Source organism: Shewanella atlantica, from assembly GCF_003966265.1.
Taxonomy (GTDB): Bacteria; Pseudomonadota; Gammaproteobacteria; order Enterobacterales; family Shewanellaceae; genus Shewanella; species Shewanella atlantica.
Window position 1 is genome coordinate 1 of sequence record NZ_RXNV01000044.1, and the last position, 1,217, is coordinate 1,217.

Below are 1,217 nucleotides of genomic sequence, written 5' to 3' on the forward strand. Positions count from 1 at the left end.
CTAATCCCCGTTCGCTCGCCGCTACTAGGGGAATCTCGGTTGATTTCTTTTCCTCCGGGTACTTAGATGTTTCAGTTCCCCGGGTTTGCCTCATTAACCTATGTATTCAGTTAATGATACTCACTTATGTGAGTGGGTTTCCCCATTCGGACATCGTTAGCTCAAATGCTTGTTACTAGCTCGCCAACGCTTTTCGCAAGTTACTACGTCCTTCATCGCCTCTGACTGCCAAGGCATCCACCGTATACGCTTAGTCACTTAACCATACAACCCAAATGAGTTTCATCTGAATTGCATTGCAACTAATGGTGTTTACTTTCGCCAAAAGAATACTCATGAAACACTTTCCTAATAAAAGGTCTATGTTTCGGGCACTTGATTTTAAGTGTTTTGAGAACTCAATTATTTATTTTCGCATTAATGCTATTAACTAAAGCAATCGTTACCTCTTGCGAGATAGCTTTCACAATAGTCCCTTTCACATTAACACTATCAGCTTTCCAAATTTTTAAAGAACGGGCTTAAAAAAGCCAAAGATAAAGTCTTAGTTTATCTTTGGCATCTCTATCCAATGCATGACCTTACAATTCAGCTAAAAAAAGTAAGTAAATGGTGGAGCTATGCGGGATCGAACCGCAGACCTCCTGCGTGCAAGGCAGGCGCTCTCCCAGCTGAGCTATAGCCCCATTTACATGCAGTTGAGAAACAATCAAGATATCCAATGCAAACATTGGCGAAGCCAAATCGCATTCTAATCAAGGCAGTTTAATGCGACGTTTAGCCTGCTAAACGAGTATTAAACTAACGCAGAGTAGAAAAGATTTGGTGGGTCAGAGTGGACTTGAACCACCGACCTCACCCTTATCAGGGGTGCGCTCTAACCAGCTGAGCTACAGACCCATTCTTTTTGGTCTTTTAATCCTTTCTCATCGTTACTTTCTTCGTTTCTCAGTCATGTGCTAGAGCACACTCCCTACGAGACTCATCAAGTGCCTTGATTAAGAATCAAAATCCTCAAAAATACCTTTCGATATATTTCTCTTTCTTCTATCAAGCAATCTGTGTAGACACTCAAACATACTTTCGTATTTCAAGTATTAAGTTAGTCGTATAGGTAAGGAGGTGATCCAGCCCCAGGTTCCCCTAGGGCTACCTTGTTACGACTTCACCCCAGTCATGAACCACACCGTGGTAAACGCCCTCCCCGAAAGGTTAAG

Annotated in this window: 2 tRNA genes and 2 rRNA genes; all 4 read right to left on the reverse strand. The window is 42.4% G+C overall.

What is annotated here, in order from left to right:
- Nucleotides 1-264 (reverse strand): 23S ribosomal RNA (locus EKG39_RS23235); the annotation flags it as partial.
- 346 nt (nt 265-610) lie between these two features.
- Nucleotides 611-686 (reverse strand) — tRNA-Ala (locus EKG39_RS23240).
- Between the two features lie 137 nt (nt 687-823).
- Nucleotides 824-900, reverse strand: a tRNA-Ile gene (locus EKG39_RS23245).
- 215 nt (nt 901-1,115) lie between these two features.
- Nucleotides 1,116-1,217 (reverse strand): 16S ribosomal RNA (locus EKG39_RS23250); the annotation flags it as partial.